Genomic DNA, 14,565 nt, shown 5'->3' with positions numbered 1-14,565 from the left:
CCACGCCCCGCTAGTGTCAGAACATGACCGGCACGACTGTAGACCCTCCCGAGCTTGAAGACGACGTATCCGATTACGACCTCGATGAGGGCGAGTCTCTCACCCTTGAAACTATCGCAGACCTTGTTCTGTACACGCTCGATTGGAGCGTCGCCTCCTTGCTGGAGCGAATCGGAACGAGTTTCGACATCAATCCGATGTTCCAGAGGCGAGACGCCTGGAACGCTGAACGTAAGAGCCTCTACATAGAGTCTTTGATTGTTGGACTGCCGGTTCCGCAGATCGTGTTGGCCGAGGACCCCGTTCACAAAGGGCGCTTCATAGTCCTCGACGGCAAGCAGCGACTCATCACGATCAAACAGTTCGCGGCGCCGGATGAAAAGTATCCTGGCTTTAAGCTCCGTAAGCTGGAATTCGCGCGAGACGCGGCTGGCATGGACTTCAAGGACATGCAGGAATCCCTGACGGCATCCGAACTGGCCGAGAGCTTTCTCGCTCAACCAATACGCACCATTGTCGTCCGCAACTGGCGTGATCCAGCCGTACTCTATCAGGTATTTGTCCGACTAAACCAGGGCAGTGTTGCACTTTCACCCCAAGAGCTACGTCAGGCGCTATTTCCATCCGAGTTCACGGAGTGGGTCAACATGCGGTCGGCCGAAAGCGAACCGATTCATCGCGCACGGCGCACGAAGAGTGCGGACTTCCGCATGCGCGACGCCGAGATGCTGTTGCGCTACGTTGCGTTTCAGCAGGACCTCGAGGGCTATCGCGGCGTACTCCGACAGTTCCTAGACGATGCTTGCAAGAGGGAGGGCGCCAATTGGGTCAAGAACGGTCGGGATCATTATGAGGGGCTCGCCATGCAATGCGAACAAGCGATCGAACGGACATTCACCGTATTTGACCGCGAATCGTTCATGCGGTTTGAGCGCGATACCTACAACCGCCGCTTCAATATCGCCGTCTTTGACACCATGACTGCCGTCCTCGGCGACACAACTCTGACCAACGATGAGATTACCACTCACGGTGCCGGCATTAAGGAAGCGTTCGAGCAGTTGTGCACCCTCGACACTGTGTTCGCTGACAGCCTCCAGAGCACCACCAAGTCCATCGGCGCAACCGGCGAGCGACTCAAGCGTTTCGGGGAGCGGGTGGCCACCATCGTCGGCCACCCGCTCGATATCGTCGGTCGCGCTGAAATACTGCTAGCTCGGTGATCTGTGGCTTCCACAGCTCTGATCGGGCTACGGCGCCAGATCGATAAGCTCGACGGGTTTTTTCTCGTTCGTAAACGTGATTTCAGCGATTATACCGAAGAAGATCACGCCCGCGCGCTAGCATTTACAATGTTGGCCAGCGCGGAACTGGAATCGTTCGTAGAGCGCCGATGCGAGCAAGTCGCCGCAGACGGAATCGACCGTCTTCTCAAAGGCCAGGACACCGCAAGCGGGCGCGCAGTGCTAATTTGGCACACGACTCGACGCAACGATGCAGCCCTGCTCATTCATGAGAATGACGTACATCTCGCCCGCCATTTGTGCTCAGATGCACTTAAATCATACCGAGCGATGGTCAAGTCGAGTCACGGTATCGATTCACGTGATTTTTTGAAACTCACCTATCCGATCGGCCTTCGCGAACTGTCCGTGCCGGTCTCGCTCACGGCCAGCCTTGAAACACTTTCGGACCGACGAAACCCAGCTTCCCACGCGCACGTCAACCGGGCTAAGTCCATGAGGGAGCCGACACAAGAACGCGAGCTTATCGATCAGATCCTCGCCGATCTCGCTCAAGTGGACGCCTCGCTCGACGACGTCCTGACCCGTTATCCTCTCTGACCGTGCTCGGCATGCGGAGTGAAGGGTTGCAATCGCTCGCTATCGGCGGCGATAGCAACACGCCCTGCTCGTTGGACATACCGGCGATACGGACCCGCCGGAACGCGGCGCATGTAAGCAGACGACGCATCCGGCTGCGTGCCGGTGGCGTGGTCGAGCTTCGCAGTCGGGCCCACTGTCTGTCTTCCGACGTGCGAAGGCGAGCTCGTGCCGGAGCCGGACCCAGCCACCGGAGACAATGCACAAGGAGCCCAGAGGATTAACGAGGAGGATCGGGAGGATGCGTCCTGAGACCCGCGAGAATCACCCGCGGAATCACGCGCCAGAACGAGATTCCCGAACACCCCACCCACGAGAAGGCCCCCCGCGTGAGCGGGGGGCCTTCGGGGTTTCCGGGCGGAGTCGCACGTGACACAGCGAGAGCCGTCATGTTCTCGTTCGTGCCGCGCACGAGGGCCAGCACGGCATCCGGAGGGACACGAGGTCACGGGGATTCGTCACGCACGCGACGGACAACCCAGGCCGTCTCGAACGCGCCTCCCGGCTCGATCACCACCAGATCCTCGCGCGAGTTGAACGCGTCGGGAGGGCAGCTCATCGGCTCGATCGCGACGCCGCTCCGGTGATCCGGCGCGCCGGGGGTGTCGGCGGTGTACACCTGCACCCACCCGCATCTCCGATCCCACGCGATCTCCGCACCCGCCCCGGAACCGTCCACCACTCGCGCGCGAGCCCATCCATCCGCACCGCGTGCGAGCCCGGTGAATGCATGGTTGATCTGCATCGCCCCGATCCGACGCGCCCGGCGAAAGTCGAGGGCACCCCTCTGTGCAGCGACCCTGCTCCTGCCGACCGGCAGCAATCGGTCCTTCGAGATGCGGAGGACTTCGTCCGCAGGCAGTTCGAGTGTCCACCCGTCGATCGCCGACGGCCCGACGACGCCCGCGACGAGGTAGGGATGGCCGCCGATGCCGAACGGGACGGGCTCCGCGGTCTCGTTCACGGCCGTCACACGTTGTTCGAGACCACGTGCCGACAGCGAGAATCGCACTTCGAGGCGCACGCGCCAGGGGTAGCCCGGTTGCGCCTCGATCGTCGCTGTGAGGACACACTGATCGGGAGCACTCGTGATCTCGTCGAACCGCAGCCAGGCCACGAGCCCGTGCACGGCATTACGCCGGTCAGGTTCGTTGAGCGGGAGTTGATGCTCGACGTCGGCGAACCGGTAGCGTCCATCTGCCGTGCGATTCGGCCACGGAGCGAGCAGCGCTCCCCGCATGCCCGGGCGCGGCCGATCCGCGTCGAACGGGACGATGAGGTCGCCCGTGGAGTCGCGGAGGGAACGAAGAGTCGCGCCGATGCCCGCCACGACCGCCTCGTAGCCAGCCGCGCGGAGCACCCACTGTCGGCCGGATAGCGGCTCGAGCATGACGCTACGCGAGGAGCTCCGAGATGCTCCACCGGTCGCGCCATTCGAGGTGCACCGTGTCGCCCTCGATGCGCAGAGGCAGGAACACGGGCGGGGACGACTGCAGGTCGTCGGGGGTCCAGCGGTCGCCGATGTAGACGTACCCCTCTCCCACGGGGAGGACGACGCTCACCTGGGATTCGTACGTGTTCGTGCCCGCGGGCGCGATGTCCCGCCACGGCGACCAGGGGCCGGCGAGATCGTCGGCGACCGCGTACTTGTTGTCGTTCATGTTCCAGTACGTCAGATCCGAGCCGAACAGGACGTACCGTCCATCGTGTTTGACGAGGGTCGGCGACTCGTACCCCAGCTCGGGGCGGTCTTGCTGGAGGAGGGTCGCGACGACCTCCGCGACCCCGAGATAGTCGTCCTGCAGCCGGTAGATCCGGAGCCCGTGCGGACGATCCTCCGAGAGCAGGTAGCCGACGGCGCCCTCCTGGTAGACGCCGATGTCGCGCGATTCGTTGCCGAGCGGGCGCTCGCTGCCATGGAACGCGTAGGGGCCGACCGGATTGTCGGCGACGGCGAAGCCGATGCGCGCCGTGACGTACTCCGCCGTGTCGAGGTGCACGATCATGATCCAGCGCCCATCGGGGTGGCGGAGCACCTTGGGTCGCTCCACGATGCGATCCGGGCCGAGCTCACCGGAGCCCGCCTCCAGCGAGTTGCCCTCGAAGCGCCATGTGGCGAGGTCGTCGGACGAGTAGCACGCAACGGCGGTGAAGCGGTCTCCTGCCGTCTTGTCCTCGCCCCATGCGTACCAGCGGTCGCCCCAGCGCTGTATGCCGATGCCGTGGAGCTGCGCCGGGCGCCCGCGGTCGTCGATGAACAGCTCTCCGGGAACGATGTCGGTCGTCGTGGCGGTCACGTCGCCCCTTCCTGTATCGATGGTCATGGTCAGCCCTTGAGTCCCTGCGTTGCGACGCCGCCGACGAGGAAGCGCTGGAACACGATGAAGAAGAGCATGACGGGCACGAGGGCGACGAGCGATGCGGTGACGGTGGCGCCGTAATCACTCGACGATGTCTGGTCGTTGTAGAGGCGCAGGGCGATGGGGAGGGGATAGTTCTCGGGGCTGTTGAGGTACAGCAGCGGCCCCAGGAAGTCGTTCCAGGTCCAGATGAACGTGAAGATCGCCGACGTGATGAGCGCGGGTTTCACAAGCGGCAGGATTATCGCCCAGAAGATCCGCCAGTGGCCCGCGCCGTCGATGCGGGCGGCTTCGTCCATGTCGCGGGGGATCTGGCGGATGAACTGGACGATGAGGAACACGAAGAACGCCTCGGTGGCGAGGAACTTCGGGAGGATGAGCGGCACGAAGGTGTCGACGAGGTCGAGCTTCTGGAACCAGATGTACTGCGGGATGATCACGACGTGGAACGGCAGCAGGAGGGTGCCGATCATCCCCGCGAACAGGATGCCGAGGCCCTTGAACCTCACGCGCGCGAAGGCGTAGGCGGCGAGGGCGGACGACATCACGGTGCCGATGACGGCCGCGACGGCGAGGATGAGGGAGTTCGCGAAGAACCGCCACATGGGCACCCCTGCGATGCCCTCGGACACTTTGACGTAGTTGTCGAGCGTCGGAGCCCAGGGGAGCAGGCCCTGGTTCTGGCCGAACTCGCTATTGGGCTTGAACGACGACAGCACGAGCCAGATCAGGGGGTAGATGACGACGAGGGTGACGGCGACGAGCGCCGCGAACCAGATGATGGTCTGCCACCCGCGGCGGGTGATGCGGCGGCGCGGGGCGCGGCCTGTGGTCACGAGGGCGGTCTGCGTCATCGGTCTTCTCCGGCGTAGTGGACCCAGGACTTCTGGGTGCGGAACAGGACGAAAGCGAGGATGCCCACCACCACGAGGATCACCCACGCGATCGCGGCGGCGTAGCCGAACTGTCCGTCGCTGAATCCCCGCTTGTAGAGGTACAGGGTGATGAAGTTCGTCATGCCTGCGGGGCCGCCGGAGCCGTTGGAGATGATGTAGGCCGAGGCGAACACCTGGAACGCGCCGATGAGCTCGAGCAGCAGGTTGAAGAAGATCACCGGCGAGAGCATCGGAACCGTCACCGCGCGGAACCGGCGGAGGGGACCTGCTCCGTCGACCTCGGCGGCCTCGTAGAGCTCCTTGGGGACCTGCTTGAGGCCGGCGAGGAAGATGACCATGGTGCCGCCGAACTGCCACACCGCGAGGAGGATCATCATCGGCACGACGAGGTTCACGTTCCCGACCCAGCCGCCGAGGTTGATGCCGAACAGCGACAGGGTGGAGTCGACGGGGCCGTCGGTGTTGAACATCGCCCGCCACACGATCGCGACCGACACCGACGCGCCGATGAGCGAGGGGGCGTAGAACGCCGACCGGAAGAACGCCGCGCCCTTGTCGCGGTAGTTCAGCAGCAGCGCCACCGCGAGCGCGGCGGCGAGCTTCACCGGCGTGCCCACGATGACGTAGAGCAGGGTGATCTGGGCGGACTGGATGAACTGCGGGTCGTCCGTGAACATCCGGATGTAGTTGCCCAGCCCGATCCACTTCGGATCGGAGAAGAGGTTGTACGACGTGAACGACAGGTACAGCGAGTACGCCATCGGCCCCACCGTGAGGCCGAAGAATCCGACGAGCCACGGCGCCAGGAACGCGTAGCCGGCGAGCGACTCCCGACGGCTCCTGGCCCTCAGGCCCGGACGCAGAGGCGGTGTGGCGACGGGTCTGCGCCTGCCGCGTGCGGTGACGGCTGCCGCTGTGGCTGTTGTGGCCATGATCTCGATTCCGTTCACGAAGAGGGCCCGGGAGGGCGCTGGCGCTCTCCCGGGCCCGGCGGTCTTACGAGTTGAGGACGACGTCCAGCTCGGAGAAGAACTGGTCCACGGCGTCGTCGACCGAGATCGTTCCGTAGCCGATCTCCTGCCCGAGCTGGCGGAACTTCTCCTCGAGCGAGCCGTACCCGACGATCGGCACGGGCGGTGCGTCTCCCAGGCGGTCGGCGATCGACTCCTCGTACTCGGCGATCTGCGCGTCCACGCCCTCGAGCGATGCGCCTTCGAGAGCTGTCGACGAGGCAGGCAGACCGCGGTTCGTGCCGAAGATCTCACCCGACTCAGGGCTGTTGATGAGGAAGTCGACGAGCGTCGCGGCCGCCTCCGGGTGCTCGGTGTTCGCCGAGATGGCGTGCAGCATCGAGGGCTTGAGGTAGAGGTCCTTCGCCCCCTCGACGAGCACGGGCGGCTCGGTGAGCCCGAGCTCGGTGTATCCCTCACCCAGATTCGCGAGATAGCCCGTGCCGAAGTTGTCCCAGGACAGCTCGCTCGCCGTCAGCGCCGTGTCGAAGCCTCCCAGGGGGAAGATCTCCTCGAGCTGCTGCGCGCTGATGACGGAGCCCTCCTCGCGGAGCGCGGAGCCCTGCTCCCAGAAGGCGGCGAGGTCCTCCTCCGTGAAGTTCGGCTCACCGTCCTCCGTGAACAGGTCCTCCCCCTGGGCACGCTGCTGCACCTCGAAGTTCTGGATGCGCCCCGTCCAATCGGTTCCGCCGAAGACATCGACGCCGGCGGTCTGGGCCACGTCGGTGACCTCGGCGATCCAGGCGTTGTAGTCCTCCCACGAGCCGCCCGCGAACGCGTCGACGCCGACCTCCTCGAGCAGCGCGGTGTTCGAGTAGAGGCTCCACGAGTTGGTCGACGTCGCGAGGGCGTAGGTGCCGTCGGCGACCTCGCCGATCGACAGGATCTCGTCGGAGAGCGGCTCGTCGTCGATGATCTCGCCCAGGTACGGTGCCAGGTCGAGGAGGAGGCCGTTCTCGGCGTACTGGCGCAGGTACGAGTAGTCGAACTGCATCACGTCGGGCAGGCCGCCCCCCGCCGCTTCGGTCTGGCGCTTCTCCCAGAACGACGGGAAGTCGAGGAACGAGCTCTGGATCGTGATGTTCGGATACTCCTCGTTGAAGGCCGCGAACGCCTCCTCGTAGAGCGCCGCACGCACATCGTTGCCCCAGAACGCGAAGGTCAGCGTGACCTCCTCCTCGGGATCGATCGTCTCGACGGCTTCGGTGGTGCCGCCGGAGCAACCGGCGAGCATCACGCCGCCGATCGCGACAAGGGCTACCGCGGCGGCCCGTCTCTTGCTGCTGAACATCGTTGTCCTCTCAGAACGTCAGCGTCCGCGTCCACACAGGTGGACGGCACTTCGGGTGGAAAGCGCTTGCCCTTCAAGGTACTCCGCCGTCGTATGCAAATCAAGCACGTGATGAAAACGTTGTCCGCGCGCTCCAGTCATATCGTGAAGACGGCGATCTCGCTTGTGCTACCGTGCTCAATCAGATTCAGGGAAGCGCTGTCCCATTACGGAGGAGCCACCATGTCCATCCGCCGCTACGCCATCGTCGGCGCGGGATCGCGATCGCAGATGTACGTCGACGCGATCACGGGCCCTTATCGCGACATCGCGACGCTCGTCGCCGTCTGCGAACCGAATCCGGTGCGCGCCGGTCACGCCGTCGTGCGCGCGACAGAGGCGGGGGCTCCGCCGCCGACGACCTGGCACCCCGACAACCTCGAGACGATGATCGACATCCTCGAGATCGACAGGGTCGTGATCACGGCGCGCGACGACGCCCACGCGCCTCTCATCGTGCGCGCACTCGATGCGGGTGCCGACGTCGTCGTCGAGAAGCCCCTGACCATCGACGCGGCGGGTGCCGCCGCCATCGAGGAGGCGGTCGACCGTACGGGGCGCGAAGTCGTCCTCACGTTCAACTACCGCTACTCGCCTCGCAACAGCGAGCTTCGGCGGGTGATCCAGGAGGGACGCATCGGCTCCGTCACCTCCGTCGATTTCCAATGGATGCTGGACACGAAGCACGGCGCCGACTACTTCCGCCGCTGGCATCGCGAGAAGGCGCACTCGGGCGGGCTCCTCGTCCACAAGTCGTCGCACCACTTCGACCTCGTGAACTGGTGGATCGACGCCGCCCCTCGACGCGTCTTCGCGTCGGGAGGGCTGCGCTTCTACGGACAGCGGGCCGCAGCGGCGCGCGGCATCGGGCCGCGCCCGGCCCGCGGCACGCATGACGGCGCGCACGGCGACTTCGAGCTCGACCTCCGCGAGCACCCCCTGCTCACGAGCCTCTATCTCGATGCAGAGCGGCATGACGGGTACATCCGCGATCTCGACGTCTTCGGCGACGGCATCACGATCGAAGACAATCTCGCGCTCATCGTCGACTACGACTCCGGCGCGACCCTGAGCTACTCGCTCAACGCGCATTCGCCCTGGGAGGGATACCGCGTGGCCGTCAACGGCACAGAAGGTCGCGTCGAGCTCGACGTCGTCGAGCGCGGAGCCGTCCGGCGCGGGTCGGGCCTGCTCGACCCGAGCGCCGTGGCCGAGGCGGGCTCATCCGGGCTCCGGCCGGAGGGAGAGCGTCTCGTGCTGCAACGGCACTGGGAAGCGCCCGAGGAGATCACGATCGTCGGCGGGCGCGGCGGGCACGGCGGCGGCGACAGCATCCTGCTCTCCGACGTCTTCAGCGGGCCGGGGGACGACCCGCTCGGGCGGCCGGCGGACTGGCGCGACGGCGTGCGCTCGATCGCCGTCGGCATCGCGGGCAACCGCTCCCTCGACACCGGTGCGCCCGTCGCAGTGGCCGACCTCGGCGTCCGCGTGCTCGCGTCGCCGCGCTGACGCGCGGAGGTCAGCCGCGGGGAGCGGGTCCGGTCGACTCCCTCACGAGGAGCCGGGCCCTCAGCGACCGCGGCTCGGCATCACCCTCCCCCGCCCGGAGGAGCAGGCGCCAGGCGCTGCGGGCCGCCTCGGCGACATCGATCCGCACGCTCGTGATGGCGGGCGTCGCCACCTCGCCGATCCCGCCGCCCCCGAACCCCGCCACGCTGACGCGACCGGGCACCGGGGTACCCGCGTGCGCGAGGGCGCGTGCGATCTGCGCAGCCACCGCGTCATCGTAGGCGACGACGGCCGTCGCACCGTCGTCGATCACGCGTTCGAGGGGCATCGCAGGCAGGTCGGCCGCGGCGAGCGACCGCACTCTGACCTCACGATGGGTCGCCGCGAACAGCTCGATCCCCGCCGCGCGCTCACGCTCGGCGGGTTCGTCGCGACTACCCGAGAGGTACACGACCGATTCATGCCCGAGGGAGAAGAGGTGCTCGAGGAGCGCCTGCATGCCCTCTGCCACCTCGACGGACAACTCGGGTGCCCCGAGCGCCGTCGGATGGTCGACGACGACGAATGGCAGGCCGCGATCGCGCGCGGTCGCGAGGACGTTCACCGGTGCAGACGTCCAGACCAGGAGCGCATCGTAGTCGGCGACGGACAGCGGCCGGCCGTCGGTCGTCGGCAGCGGGAGGAACGTGCAGCGCACGCCGTCGGCCCGCGCCAGTTCGGCGACGGTGCGCATGATCGCACCGGTCTGCTCGTCGGGGAGCGGGGGCAGCACGACGCCCACCGATGTCGCCGAGGCCCCGCTCGCCTCCACGGCGGGACCCCCGGGCGTCGCGTCGCGCGGCGGCCGTCGCGGGGTGCTCGCACGGACGCGCAGGTTGCACGGGAGCGACAGGTGCGTTGCATCGGTGTCGACGAGCGCGTGTTCGAGCGCCAGCTCGCCTGCGCGCCGCAGCGGGATCATCACGGTCGTCAGGTGCGGGCGCAGGGCGTCGGCGATGCTGTACTGGCCGAAAGCGGTGACCCCGACGTCGATGCCGACGCGGAGCCCGCGTGAGCGGATGTGCCGGTAGATGCCGGGGAGCACCGCGCCTTCGACGCACAGGACCACGTCGGCGTCTCCGAGTTCGACGAGCTCGTCGTCGGAGGCGGCGCCGGAGGATGCCGTCGCGGTCTCGGCGAGGCGTACCACCCCGTCAGGCAGACCCGCCCTTCGGAAGCCGTCGACGAGCGCCTCCGTACGGCCGACGAGATCTCTGCGCTCTGCGGAGCTGTTGAACACGAGCGGGCGACGGTATCCGAGGTCGACGAGCGAACGGCAGAGCGCGTGGGCTGCCGTCTCCTCGTCGAATGCGCAGCTCGCGAACGGGAGGTCGAGTCCGTCGACGATCGAGACCCTGCCGCCGGCCGCCTGGTACGACTCGAGCGCCCGGACGAGGTCGTCGCGGATGGCCGGATCCTGTACCCGCCCCGTGGCGAGCACGATCGCCTCGGGACGCAGCGCCCTGGCGCTGGCGATCATCTCGAGAAGGTCGCCGGGGTGGGTCTCGGCGCCGGTCACGTTGACGACGAGGCCGTGCCGCGACGCCGCGTCGACGACCCCGCGCGTGATCTCCACCCCGAACGAGCTTCGGAGGTAGTCGACGATGAGCGCGACTGTCTTCGTGGCGCCCCGTGCGACGGCTTGCGCGGCCAGATCAGGGCGGTATCCCAGGCGCTCCGCCGCGTCCTCGACCCGCGCCCGCAGATGCGGGCGGACGCTGTGCCCGCTGAGCACCCGCGATGCCGTGGCGAGGCTGACGTCGGCCTCGCGGGCCACGGCCTCGAGGCTCGGCCTCCGCGACTCGGGGGGCGGAGGGAGCGCATCGGCGGACGTCACTCTTGTATCCTGGCACGCGAGCCCATCGGCCGGAGGAGGCCACCCTGAAGGCGCGTGCGCAGAGAGCAACCGTGACCCTGAGCGACGTCGCCGCGGCAGCCGGCGTCTCGCCGTCGACGGCCTCGCGCGTCCTCAACGGCGGCAAGCCCGTCAGCGCCGATCTCGAACACCGTGTCCGCTCCGCCGCCGCGCAGATCGGCTACGTGTCGAACGCCGCGGCGAGCGCGATGCGCGGACGGAGCGGGCTCCTCGCGATCCTCACCGACGAGCTCGGTGCGGAGGCGCTCGCCGAACTGGCGATCGCGGCGGGAGCCGTCGCGACGGCGGCCGGGCTGACGACGAGCGTATCGTCCGCGGGAGCGCGACCGTCGCAGCAGATCCTCGCGATCCGCGTGCTGCGGTCGTTGCGGCCACGGGCGGTCGTCCTGACCGGCGGGTGGATCTCCGACCCGGCGATCCGCCCCGCACTCGAGCAGGAGCTCGCCGAGTACGTCGACCGCGACGAGGGCGTCGTCGTCGTGATGGGGCCCGACGTCCTCCCCTACCCGACGGTCGGCTTCGACGACTTCGGCGACGGAGCCGCCGTCGCGCGGCATCTCGCCGCGGGCGGCGGTCGCCGGGCCCTGGTCCTCGCCGGGCCCCGCACCCACGGCGGCTATCGCGCCCGCGCCGAGGGCATGCTGACGGCCCTCCGCGAGGCCGGGGTCGACGACGTCCGGGTGGTGCACACGGCGAACGAAAGCGATCACGCCGAGGCCGGCGTGCTCGAGCACGCCGTCGATGCGGCACCCGACCTGCTGCTGTGCGTCAGCGATCGGCTCGCGCTTGGCGCGTATGCCGCCCTCGACGGGCTCGGTCTCCGCATCCCCGAGGACGTCGCGATCTGCGGGATCGACGACATCCCCGTCGCCAGCCAGCTGACGCCGGGACTCACGACCGTCGCGCACCCGCTCCTCGAGGCCGGCGAGCTCGTCGTGTCGATGGCGACGTCGGGAGAGGCGGACGCTGCGGAGCGCCGTGTCCTCCCGGGGTCTCTCGTGGTGAGGGAGAGCAGTCGACGCGTGCGGTGAGCGCACGATGACGCGTCCCCGGAATCCTCCGGGGACGCGTCGTCGTCGCCGTATCAGCCGGTGAACGTGTGCGACCAGGTCGCCTCGGCTCCGTCCGCGGTCGATCGGTACGGCAAGGCCACGGCCGTGATCGTCACGTCGCCGTCGAGCCCGCGATGGACGCCCGGGGAGACGAGCTCCCCGTCGAGGTAGTACGCGAAGTCCGTGCTGCGCGGGATCCGAATCTGATCGGCGCGGCTCCCTCGCCGGTCGGAGATGACCGGTGCGGCGGGCGTCGCGGGCGTCGTGAGCACGGGCAGAGTGGACCAGTCCGTGTCGCTCGCGAGATAGAAGCCGGGCTGCGTCGGATAGTTGTAGACCGTGTTCTGCCGCGCGATCTCGGCTCGGTACTGCTTGTCGTGCATGAGCGTCGTCAGCTTGTGGGTCGTGACCTCGGTGCTCAGGTAGACCTGCAGCCTCGTGGAGTCAGCGGACCGGACGACGAGCTCCTCGCGCCAGTCGCCCAGGATGTCGGCGACGAGCGGGGGATTGCCCGCAGTGTCCTCGATGTGGAGCAGAGGCCCCTGTTCCCAGTCCTCGATCGTCTTCGCGCCGTCGCGGTCGCCCGAGACGGTCTGCGTGGTCGGCTCGGCTGCGAAGTGGATGGTCGCGTCGACGAGATCGGGCTTCTCCGCCGAGAGGATGTCGCCCTGCGCGCTGAGGAGACCCGAGGCGGATGTGCCCGCCGGCATCGACGCCCAGACCTCCAGCCCCGGCACGTCGGTGCGCACGTCGCCCACGAGCCCGTTGCCGGTGTCCTTGCCCGAGTATGCACCGAACAGCACCTCCCCCGTCGCGGCATCGCGCATCGCGGTGCCGTATGGGGCGTTCCGCGCACTCTCGTGCACCGTGAAGATCTCGAGCCCGGGGCGTGCGGGATCGATGTCGGTCACGTACATCCCATCGCCGTGCCCGAGCTTCGCCCGTGTGCCGGGCGCCGCACTGCCCTCCGGAAGGGTGCCGTAGGAGCTGTACAGAACGCTCCCGTCGTCGTCGAGCGTCGCCGAGCCGTAGACGATCTCGTGACGGCCGTCGCCATCGACATCGGCCGCGCTCAGCGAGTGGAAGCCCTGGGACGACAGGGTCCCCCACGTGGGATCGCTGCCCTCGCGGCCGTGGGGCGTGTCGTCGAAGGGGTTGGCCAGGGGCACGTGACCGCTGTCGACGAACCAGCGCTCCCGCAGCGCCTCGCCATCCCAGTCGTAGGCGACCATGGTCATCCGCGTGTAGTAGCCGCGTGCGAAGACCGCGGACGGATGCGCGCCGTCGAGGTACGCGACGCCGGCGATGAAGCGGTCGACCCGGTTGCCGGGCTCGATGACGGCGTACGCGTAATCGCCCCACATCAGACCGTCGTCGCCGCGTCCGGGCTTGTAGCGGATCGTCTGAAGCTCCTCACCCGTCGTGCTGTCGAACACCGAGAGGTACTCGGGCCCGTCGAGCACGAACCCCTCGAACCGCCGCAGGTCGTTCCGCGTGCTGCGCGAGGGCGCGTAGACGTCGATGAAGTAGTCCGCGAGTTCGCCCGCGGACTCCTCCGAGAGCGGATACTCTTGCGCGACCGGGATGTCGAGGGCCTCCTCGATCGTCGTCGGCCACGCACCGGAGACGACCTCCGGGTGCTCGCTCCACCCCGCGAACACCTCGGCCAGGTGATCGCGATAGCCCTCGGCACTCAGCCGGTAGTCGTCGGAGTGGGTGTAGCCCGCGTCGACGTCGGCCTGCGGCATCGTCACATACGACTCGCCCACGACCTGCCCGTCTGCTCCGTACGAGATCGATTTCGTGCCGGGCGCGGTCTTGAGCATGGTCTCCGCGCGGCCGTCGCCGTCGAAGTCGTAGACCATGAACTGCGTGTAGTGCTGCCCTGCGCGGATGTTGACGCCCAAGTCGATGCGGTTGAGCAGCGTCCCGTCGAGCTCGTACGTGTCGACGTAGACGGCGCCCGTGTACCCCTTCTGCGAGACATCCTTCTGGTTCGACGGGTTCCAGAGGACGACGAGCTCGTAGGCGCCGTCTCCGTCGACATCGGCGGCCGAGGCGTCGTAGGCGTGGTAGCTGTACGCCTCCCCCGCGGGAGTCACGCCGTCGGAGGGCTTCTGCAAGGGGATGTCCAGGTGCCCGCTCTCCCATGCGGTGACCGGTTCGCTGGCCTCGAGCTCGATGCCGTTCACCACCGGGACGACGACGTAGCTCGATGCGGCGGTGCCGTCGACATCGGCGAAGTTCGTGCTGTCGGTCACTGTCGCGACCCTCTCGCCGTCGCGGTACACCGCGAAATCGGGGCCTGCCAGCCCCGTCTCGGTGGCCCCGGTCGCCTCGGAGGCGAGCAGCCGCCAGCTGAGGAAGACCCCCTCGTCGGTGTCGACCGCCACGAGGCCGCGGTCGAGATCCTCGACCTGGTACGGCGGCGACGGCGGACTCGCCGCCGGGCGCCCCGCTTCCGCCGCGTGCGCGACGGGAGCCGCGACGGCGGCGCCCCCGATCAGACTGCCCGCCGTGACCAGCGCGGCAGCAATGCGATGACGTTTCATCATCGTCTCCTTCTCTCTCGGTCGTGACGCACGGTCCTTTTGTGGGCCGCGCGCCGGG

11 protein-coding genes are annotated in these 14,565 nt (G+C 67.7%); 4 read left to right on the top strand and 7 right to left on the bottom strand.

The genetic code is table 11. The features are described 5' to 3' along the window. Positions 1 to 23 precede the first annotated feature (23 nt). Together ACWGPF_RS00400 and ACWGPF_RS00395 are read left to right on the top strand one after the other, a co-directional pair. Positions 24 to 1,223 (top strand): DUF262 domain-containing protein, encoded by a 1,200-nt coding sequence (locus ACWGPF_RS00400; protein ID WP_452330927.1) that lies wholly within the window; start codon positions 24 to 26, stop codon positions 1,221 to 1,223. Positions 1,224 to 1,226: 3 nt separating this feature from the next. After that, on the top strand, positions 1,227 to 1,844 hold the full coding sequence (locus tag ACWGPF_RS00395) for a hypothetical protein (RefSeq protein ID WP_452330926.1): 618 nt from the start codon (positions 1,227 to 1,229) through the stop codon (positions 1,842 to 1,844). A gap of 484 nt (positions 1,845 to 2,328) precedes the next feature. Here the strand turns inward: ACWGPF_RS00395 and ACWGPF_RS00390 are convergent, their stop codons facing one another. The 5 genes from ACWGPF_RS00390 to ACWGPF_RS00370 form a co-directional block, all read right to left on the bottom strand. Next, positions 2,329 to 3,273 (bottom strand): aldose 1-epimerase family protein, encoded by a 945-nt coding sequence (locus ACWGPF_RS00390; protein ID WP_452330925.1) that lies wholly within the window; start codon positions 3,271 to 3,273, stop codon positions 2,329 to 2,331. A gap of 4 nt (positions 3,274 to 3,277) precedes the next feature. Then, positions 3,278 to 4,180, bottom strand: a complete 903-nt coding sequence (locus ACWGPF_RS00385; RefSeq protein WP_452330924.1) for a family 43 glycosylhydrolase — start codon at positions 4,178 to 4,180, stop codon at positions 3,278 to 3,280. Positions 4,181 to 4,209: 29 nt separating this feature from the next. Then, positions 4,210 to 5,097: a carbohydrate ABC transporter permease gene (locus ACWGPF_RS00380; RefSeq protein WP_452330923.1), complete on the bottom strand. Its 888-nt coding sequence runs from the start codon at positions 5,095 to 5,097 to the stop codon at positions 4,210 to 4,212. After that, positions 5,094 to 6,071 carry a carbohydrate ABC transporter permease gene (locus ACWGPF_RS00375; protein ID WP_452330922.1) on the bottom strand — a complete coding sequence of 326 codons (978 nt, stop codon included), beginning with the start codon at positions 6,069 to 6,071 and terminating at the stop codon, positions 5,094 to 5,096. Before ACWGPF_RS00375 ends, ACWGPF_RS00380 begins: the two co-directional genes overlap by 4 nt. Positions 6,072 to 6,135: 64 nt before the next feature. Then, positions 6,136 to 7,440 carry an ABC transporter substrate-binding protein gene (locus tag ACWGPF_RS00370; protein ID WP_452330921.1) on the bottom strand — a complete coding sequence of 435 codons (1,305 nt, stop codon included), beginning with the start codon at positions 7,438 to 7,440 and terminating at the stop codon, positions 6,136 to 6,138. 222 nt (positions 7,441 to 7,662) lie between these two features. Between ACWGPF_RS00370 and ACWGPF_RS00365 the strand changes: the two genes are divergently transcribed. Further along, a complete protein-coding gene (locus ACWGPF_RS00365) occupies positions 7,663 to 8,988 on the top strand; it encodes a Gfo/Idh/MocA family protein (RefSeq protein WP_452330920.1) in 1,326 nt (441 codons plus the stop codon). 10 nt (positions 8,989 to 8,998) lie between these two features. Here ACWGPF_RS00365 and ACWGPF_RS00360 read toward each other — a convergent pair whose 3' ends face one another. Beyond that, the gene (locus ACWGPF_RS00360; RefSeq protein ID WP_452330919.1) at positions 8,999 to 10,804 is read right to left on the bottom strand and encodes a substrate-binding domain-containing protein; all 1,806 of its coding nucleotides are present in this window, start codon (positions 10,802 to 10,804) and stop codon (positions 8,999 to 9,001) included. Between the two features lie 131 nt (positions 10,805 to 10,935). Between ACWGPF_RS00360 and ACWGPF_RS00355 the strand changes: the two genes are divergently transcribed. Further along, positions 10,936 to 11,934 (top strand): LacI family DNA-binding transcriptional regulator, encoded by a 999-nt coding sequence (locus ACWGPF_RS00355; protein ID WP_452330918.1) that lies wholly within the window; start codon positions 10,936 to 10,938, stop codon positions 11,932 to 11,934. A 53-nt stretch (positions 11,935 to 11,987) separates the two neighbouring features. On the opposite strand, the gene ACWGPF_RS00350 is transcribed toward ACWGPF_RS00355, so the two are convergent. Then, positions 11,988 to 14,507, bottom strand: coding sequence for a rhamnogalacturonan lyase (locus ACWGPF_RS00350; protein WP_452331042.1), 2,520 nt, complete (start codon positions 14,505 to 14,507; stop codon positions 11,988 to 11,990). Positions 14,508 to 14,565 lie beyond the last annotated feature (58 nt).

Source organism: Microbacterium sp. NPDC055683, from assembly GCF_053617895.1.
The sequence above is the reverse complement of the archived record's forward strand: the minus strand, read 5'-3'. Positions and strand labels throughout refer to the sequence as shown.

What these genes read in the sequence shown, in the direction of transcription:
- ACWGPF_RS00375 (WP_452330922.1), bottom strand. Translation starts at nt 6,071, where the DNA reads ATGGCCACAACAGCCACAGCGGCAGCCGTCACCGCACGCGGCAGGCGC.
- ACWGPF_RS00380 (WP_452330923.1), bottom strand. Translation starts at nt 5,097, where the DNA reads ATGACGCAGACCGCCCTCGTGACCACAGGCCGCGCCCCGCGCCGCCGC.
- ACWGPF_RS00400 (WP_452330927.1), top strand. Translation starts at nt 24, where the DNA reads ATGACCGGCACGACTGTAGACCCTCCCGAGCTTGAAGACGACGTATCC.
- ACWGPF_RS00370 (WP_452330921.1), bottom strand. Translation starts at nt 7,440, where the DNA reads ATGTTCAGCAGCAAGAGACGGGCCGCCGCGGTAGCCCTTGTCGCGATC.
- ACWGPF_RS00365 (WP_452330920.1), top strand. Translation starts at nt 7,663, where the DNA reads ATGTCCATCCGCCGCTACGCCATCGTCGGCGCGGGATCGCGATCGCAG.
- ACWGPF_RS00390 (WP_452330925.1), bottom strand. Translation starts at nt 3,273, where the DNA reads ATGCTCGAGCCGCTATCCGGCCGACAGTGGGTGCTCCGCGCGGCTGGC.
- ACWGPF_RS00350 (WP_452331042.1), bottom strand. Translation starts at nt 14,507, where the DNA reads ATGAAACGTCATCGCATTGCTGCCGCGCTGGTCACGGCGGGCAGTCTG.